Raw genomic sequence first — 6,605 nt, 5'->3', positions numbered from 1 at the left:
AGTAACCCCCCCCCATAGATGCCTGACCTACCAGCATCCTTCATGGCATCAAGACAAGCTATCGGCACGCAATCCTTTGACGAGAGTTTGAATGGAACTCCATGTGCACAGAACCAGTTGACCTTCGCAGCCGTTATGACCGCATCCGGATATTCGTATTTTGGTACGTGTCTCTTCTTCGAGTGCTGCAACGTCTTGTCAGCTTCGTTTATCGCATTCGCCAAAATCGGGTTACTTTCGAGAACCGTACCGTCTTTGTCCATGTTCGTGACGAACGACGTGTTGACCTTCGCTCCGTTTTCGTAGGTTATCGACGTGTGGCAGATGATGTGGTTAAGCTTCATCACATGCCTGCGATTTGAAATTGCCGTCAATGTCGGGCAGAAGAGAAAGAACGGAATTGACCTTTCGATATAGAAATCGACTATCTTGCTCAGTATCGAGAACGGGGGATTGTCCACCACGCAGCAACCATCCGGGTACTCTTCGGCCTGATAGTCACCACCCGGCCAGAACGGCCTGACGACACTGTTCTGATCAATGCCGTAGCGTTCCGTGACGTAGTCGAACACGACCTGGTAGATTTCAGGTGGCGTGTAGCAGTCATCCGTGGTCTTCTTCTGTTTGAACTTCTCCACGAACTGCCTGTACTCTTCCGACTCTTCGGCGAGGTCGAGCTGTTGCGACATGCGGACTCCAAACATTAAAAAAGCGCCCCGGTACGGGACGCCAGATGGATAAAAGAAAAGCCGCCCGGAGGCGGCTATGCTGTATTTATCTAAAATTTTAATAATAGTTTACGCGGCATTTTGGACTATCTCTGAACCAATAAAAAATGCATCGTCATAATCCGAGTAATCCGTATTTTCGATTGCAAACGTATTCGACATTGAGCCACTTCCTGGCAGCACATGAAACTTCACGTTGTTTATGATAACGAAATCATCAAGCAATATGAAATCAGGGTCATCGCTAATAATGACTCTCTTATCCCCAAGGGGAAGTATTTCTGATACTTGTGACATACGCCTCTAAACCTAGCCTTTCGACATCGGCATAGTACATATCTCTATTGTGCATTGTAAGCTCTATCTCGGTCTTTGAGAAGCCCTCACGCTTAGCAATCTCAAGCAACTCAACTTGTGCCAAGTACTCATTCACGGCCTGTCTCTTAACGAAATCAAGTTCATTGTTAAGGCCGTCTATGTTTTGTCTGACATGGATTGCCTCTTCTGCTATCTCAGCGCGAGTTGCATTTTCAGGCAGCACAGCCGTGTCACCGTATGTTACAGCCCATGCATTATTCCTACGCAAATGACGCTCTATGGCATCATCAGGCCTTATGACCTGACCACCCAAATTCTCTATTTCCTTTTCCTTCTTGGTTCTATATGCTTCAGAGGCGGCAACTCTAGATGCATTGACCGTATCGTAATCAAGATCGGTGGAGCTATACATAGGTTTGCCCGATTGGATTACCTCAATAGCCTTTTTCCTCTCCCCCGCAAGCGTGGAAAGCTCGTCCCACTGCGACTGGTTGCGCCCGACATGGCTTCCCGGCTGCCACATGCGCATTATCTCGGCATCGGCCTGCATGAGCTCGTCCATCGTCGTCGCGTCTTCGAGCATCTTACGTGCCTTGTCCATCGCTTCGGGCGTGAGGAACCCGGCACGGCTGTAGTCCCTGTACTTAGAGCTGCCCGATCCAAAGTTCGCCGTCATGGACTTGTACTGCTCGAATAGCTCGTCTATGTCCACGTTGCGTATCTCGTCCGAGCCATCACGCCCCGGAACGGTCACCTCTCCGTCACCGTAGCCGCGCCTGACCGTGACGCCGTTCCTCTTGTACTCGTCCACATACGGATCGAAGCACACGGCTATCTGGCAGTTGCAAAACGGGTGGTAGCTGTCCATGCTGGTGCCGTGGAAGCTGTCGCCGCCCGCCTTGTCCTCGCTATGGTAGACGAAGCCGCGGCTGCCGAGCATCTTGCAGAAGTCGCAGGCACCGCCGTCCGGCACGCGTGCGTACCTGGCGTGGCGGTCGTTCCTGACGTTGCGCATGATGGTGTCGCGGGCAGAGAACTTAACGTACTCGTCAATCCTGCCCTGCAAGTAGGCTGCCGTCTTGCTCGGGTCGTAGTCCATCGCTCGCACCTCCCCCGAACATGTGGCCCATCGAGTAGCGGACAGAGGCCTCTACCTGCTCCATGGGAATCCCATCGGAAAGCTCATGGTCGCCATCGGGCCATCCTGCTGCCACGCGCTCCGCCCCGTAGTACTCGGCGGCTGCGACGGCGGCCATGTCGCCGTACCTTCGCGCTATGCCGGGAACGATCCTCAGCAACGCGTCGCGGACAGCATATGGGTCAAGCCCATCGAGACGTTCCCATGCGGTCGCGAAGTCGCGCTGGGCCAGGAGCGACGCCTGGTTGACCGCATTCACGTATGCGGAGAACTCCTTGGATGGCATGCGCATCGCCTTTCGGTTCGTTTCCCTAATCGACCTTGCCGTTGAGCAGGTCACGTGCCTCCTGCTTGCTGATGCCTATCGAAATGGATATAAGGTTCACGGCCTGCCCCTCGGTTATCTGTCCGCCCGAGAACTGGGACATGGTGGCTATGAGGCTCTGCGTCTGCGCGCCGTTCAGCTGCTTGCCGGTGACGGGTTCATTGACCGTCCCCCCCCCGCGTTCGCATCGTCGGTCTCTTCGCCGCTCGTTCTTGCTTCCGGCTCGACCTCGGCTGAGTTCAGCGCCGATATGACGGATGCGGCGGCGTTCGCCATGGCCTCGCGTTCCTCTTTCTTGAGATCCTTGAGGGTCGCCTTGTCCATGCCCATCATGAGCGCGGCGACGTCGGTCTTGCCGAACCCCTCTCGCATGCTCCCGAACTTGAGAACCCAGTCTGCCTTGGCTGCCATGGAGTTGAGCATCGGACTCGCGAAGCCTGCGGTGATGTCCACGTTTTCGAGCGCATCAGTCGTGGTGTTGGCATCTATGGCGAGGGCAGCGCGGCACACGCGCTCCAACGTCGATGAGTCAGCCTCGATGTCGCGTTCGGCGATGAGGCAGATGTCCTCGCGGGACGCGCCTATGGCCTCGGCGCTGCTCGGGTTGTCCTGCACGATGCCCAGGCTGTTGAGCGGCACGCCGGATGCTCCCGAGAACTGGCAGGCGTACCCGCGCAGCTCGGCAAGGAACGGTTCGGGGCTGTTTCCCGAGAGCTGCCCCACGTTCGGGGCCGGTTCGCCCTCGGCCTTGGTGAGCGCGAGCAGGCGCGACAGCTGATGCTCGGACTTCTTCGCCATGACGGCATCGAACTGCTCGTCGGTGAGGCCGGTCATGTAGAGCTTGGCCATGGCGTAGAACGCGCCGGAAACCTGCATGTGCCACAGGCACCTGATCGCATCGTCCACGTAGTTGCGCACGAATCGCGTGATGCGCGTCTGCCCGAACGGGTTGAGCGTGCCCGTCCCGTTGTGGCAGAACACGTAGAGCGTCGGCAGCTCCTCGCGTATCGGGCCGTCCTTGTAGACCCACCGCCCCGCGTCCACCTGTCTGAACTCGCCGATGTTTCCCGGCAGGTGCAGGTTGACCACGGTGGGCACCGTCCTGCCGTTTGACCATGGGGTGCGCTCGCGGCGCGCGATGACCAGCCCGCCCGCCACCACGCCATCGGTGAAGTCCGGGCTCGGCAGCGCCGTGAAGGTCTCCGCCGAGTGGAAGCGCACCTGGGAGCCGCCCTTGGCCGAACGGGTCACCGCCGCCGCCATGCAGCCGTAGCGCAGCTTCGCGGACAGGTGGCGGTTGTAGTTGCTCACGAGGTTGTTTCGCCTTGCCATCGCATCGAGCGCGTCCTGGTCACCGTTTTCCGTCACGAGCGATTCGAGCCTGATGCGATCGGCGAGCGCGTCCACGGCCTTGGCACCCCAATGGCACTTCTGGTCGTTGGGGATGTCGGCTGTCACGCCATGATCCTTCACCTTGTTCGTGCCCTCGTAGTACTTCCTCAGCATCTCGTTGTGGTCAACGTGGCTGTCGTACTCGTCTTCGAGCTCGAGAACCCACTTGCGCGCATCGTCGGTGATGTCCCTAGCATCCTCGATGCCGTCGAACGCGACGATGGCGTCTATGGGTCGCCAGGTGTTAGGCTGGTCTAGCATCCGGCCCTCGCTTTCTTCCTCGGGTTTCGCTTGTTCGTCATCGCCGCCTGGTATGCAAGCGCCATCGCTTCGAGCAAGGTCTCGTCAGCGTCCTCGGTCGCGGCCTCGAATCCGAAGCCGCCGCCATTTCCTATCTTTCGCTTTGTCGTGTTGTCCACGGCGTAGGCAACGGCCTGCTGGCCTGCGTGGGCGATCGTTCCCTCGTCTATCGCCGTGACGAACGACGAGCACGCATCTGCGACCCACGACGACATGGGTATGTCGAGGCACGACTTGAGTACCTTCTTGCCGCGTAGCCTCCTGTAGAGGTCATCGGCGTGCGCCTTGCCGTCTATGACGACCTTCCCGGCACCGCCCGCGACCGATGCGGCGAAGTCCTCGACCCACCTGATGCCTCCCGCGCAGCTTGCGTTGCATCCGCTCGGCACCTCGACGTACACGCGGCCGTCGTCCATCTTCGCTGCTGCTGCGATTGACGCCCTCTTGCCGTCGAGCGAGAACTTGACCGCGAAGCACGGGGCGCTCCCATCGTCAAGGTTGGGCGCGTCTTCGATGGTGCAGTGTTCCCAGCCGTCGGCCCCTATGACCGAATCGACGTGCTGCCTGCTCCACCAGTTCAGGTACTCGCGATTGAATCCCGCAACGTCGGTCGCCGTGCGTATGGCGTCTGCCATGACCCTCTCGCGTATGCGGTAGCCCATGGCAGGGTTCGTCCTGTAGGCTGCCTCGAGGCACGCGTCGAAGTCGGCGGTGTCGACCGGTTCCTCCACGGCCCATTCGAGCCACCAGATGCCCTCGCCGCCCGCATGGGCCTTGTCGTGCATCTTACGAAATACCGTGCCTGGGCAATCAGGGCCCGGCGGGGTGCCCAGGTATATCATCTGAGGGTCGCCCGAATCGGAGGCGAGCGTCGTCGGCTTCATGGCGTCGAGCTGGCCCTGGGTCAGCTCCTGCGCCTCGTCTACGATGATGATGTCGTATGTCTCGCCGCGAGCGCCGGATGTCGTGCGCGTCTGGAACTCGATCATGCCGCCGTTGGCGAAGTAGATTCCCTCGCTTCCGGCCGCCTTGTAGATGCCGCCGCCGTCGGGCGCGAGCTCGCGGTAGATGTCCGGATTGCCCTCGACGATCTCCCGGATCGCCTTGAACATCTTGCGCACCGTCTTGCCGTGATGCGCCGAGTAGAGCACCTTCTTGCCCTCGATGAGCGCGGCCCAGACCGCGTACCACCTCGCGCCGTAGGACTTGCCGTTCTGCCTCGGCTTCGAGATGCCTATGGTGAGCGTCGCGTAGCTTCCGCTCGCGTCGCGGGCCAAGAACAGCTCCATCTCGCGTTCCTGGCACGGGTAGAATGTTGCCCGGTAGTTCTCGAACAGCCGCACGGCATCCGAGCCGTCTGTGTAGGAGTAGTCGCCGACGAGCTCGAAGGTGGGCTCCTGGTTCCCGTACCTACGTGCCGCCATCGCGCGCCCTCACCTTCGCGCGCGCCGCCTGCACGGGATTCAGCTCGTTTTCGTCAGGATTCGGCATGGTTTTCAGCCTGTCCACTATCTCCATGAGCCGCTTGGAAAGCGCCGCCATATCGCGCCCCGACTCGCATTCGTCGATGCGTTTGGCGATGCTGTTGCGCAGGGCGATTAGCGTCTCGCGCTCGTCGCCGGACTGCACGGCGGTCAGCACCTTCTTCGGACGGCCCATCGGTCACCTCCTGTGGAAACTCGTCAATCTAAAATGGCCCTATGCCGAGGGGGCGGGCCTAGGCGGTAGGGGGAGGGGATACCCCCACCCCGTCAAAGCCCCATGGCGCAAGCGTCACACGCGCCCTACTTCGCTTTGCCGCACAAGGCGACCCAATCGACCAGTCCGATGCACGGAGAGGTGGCCCGGTCGTCCATCTCACCGTCTCCCGGCATCCGGTTGCCCCGCCTCTGGTTGCAGATGCGGTGCGCCGGCGCCACGTTGTCCGGGTCGTACGGGTCGCCGCCGCGACTCACCGGCACGAGCTCGTCCAACTCGTAGGACATGGGATGGCCCGCCGGTAGGTCGTAGTCGATGGGCTGGCCGCAGATGTGGCACGACAGGCCCATGGCCCTCACCCTGTTGCGCAGCTTGGTGCGCCTGCTGCCGTTGGAGCGGCGCGGGTTGGTCTTTGAGCTCATGCGATGTCCACGTCCATGGGGCTCTCCCCGTTGGCGAAGCACTCCATGAGCAGCGTTGAGGTGCGCCCCACGCGCGGCCTACGCCGTCTGTCCATGATGGGCGGCAGCGGCATGCCGAGGTGCAGAAGCGTGGCCCTTGCCATGGCCGTGCCCTTGGCGCGGTAGGCGCTCGTGGCGGACTTGCCGATGTACTCGATGCTGACCATGCCCATGTCCCCTCTGTTGTCCATGCTGGTGCCCCATGGACGCGCCACTATGGCTGTATGGAGGATTTTTCGCGTCCC

Annotated in this window: 8 protein-coding genes; all 8 read right to left on the bottom strand. The window is 60.2% G+C overall.

Annotated features, from left to right (window positions below; translation table 11 throughout):
- Positions 1–689 (bottom strand): hypothetical protein (locus DBY20_03825; GenBank protein ID PWL79015.1); only part of this gene is annotated, 689 nt, incomplete at its 3' end.
- A 298-nt stretch (positions 690–987) separates the two neighbouring features.
- The gene (locus DBY20_03820; protein ID PWL79014.1) at positions 988–2,145 is read right to left on the bottom strand and encodes a hypothetical protein; all 1,158 of its coding nucleotides are present in this window, start codon (positions 2,143–2,145) and stop codon (positions 988–990) included.
- Complete coding sequence (locus tag DBY20_03815; protein ID PWL79013.1) at positions 2,096–2,476, bottom strand: hypothetical protein; 381 nt, start codon at positions 2,474–2,476, stop codon at positions 2,096–2,098. The genes DBY20_03820 and DBY20_03815 overlap by 50 nt, the downstream gene beginning before the upstream one ends.
- A 168-nt stretch (positions 2,477–2,644) precedes the next feature.
- Positions 2,645–4,162, bottom strand: coding sequence for a hypothetical protein (locus tag DBY20_03810; GenBank protein ID PWL79012.1), 1,518 nt, complete (start codon positions 4,160–4,162; stop codon positions 2,645–2,647).
- Positions 4,156–5,625, bottom strand: a complete 1,470-nt coding sequence (locus DBY20_03805) for a hypothetical protein (GenBank protein ID PWL79011.1) — start codon at positions 5,623–5,625, stop codon at positions 4,156–4,158. Before DBY20_03805 ends, DBY20_03810 begins: the two co-directional genes overlap by 7 nt.
- Positions 5,612–5,860 (bottom strand): hypothetical protein, encoded by a 249-nt coding sequence (locus tag DBY20_03800; protein ID PWL79010.1) that lies wholly within the window; start codon positions 5,858–5,860, stop codon positions 5,612–5,614. The genes DBY20_03805 and DBY20_03800 overlap by 14 nt, the downstream gene beginning before the upstream one ends.
- Before the next feature lie 125 nt (positions 5,861–5,985).
- Positions 5,986–6,321, bottom strand: a complete 336-nt coding sequence (locus tag DBY20_03795) for an HNH endonuclease (protein ID PWL79009.1) — start codon at positions 6,319–6,321, stop codon at positions 5,986–5,988.
- Positions 6,318–6,533, bottom strand: coding sequence for a hypothetical protein (locus DBY20_03790; GenBank protein PWL79008.1), 216 nt, complete (start codon positions 6,531–6,533; stop codon positions 6,318–6,320). Before DBY20_03790 ends, DBY20_03795 begins: the two co-directional genes overlap by 4 nt.
- Positions 6,534–6,605: the final 72 nt, after the last annotated feature.

This window comes from Coriobacteriia bacterium (assembly GCA_003149935.1).
Lineage (GTDB): Bacteria > Actinomycetota > Coriobacteriia > Coriobacteriales > QAMH01 > QAMH01.
Note: the sequence above shows the minus strand (reverse complement) of the source record. Positions and strands in the feature narration are given on the sequence as shown.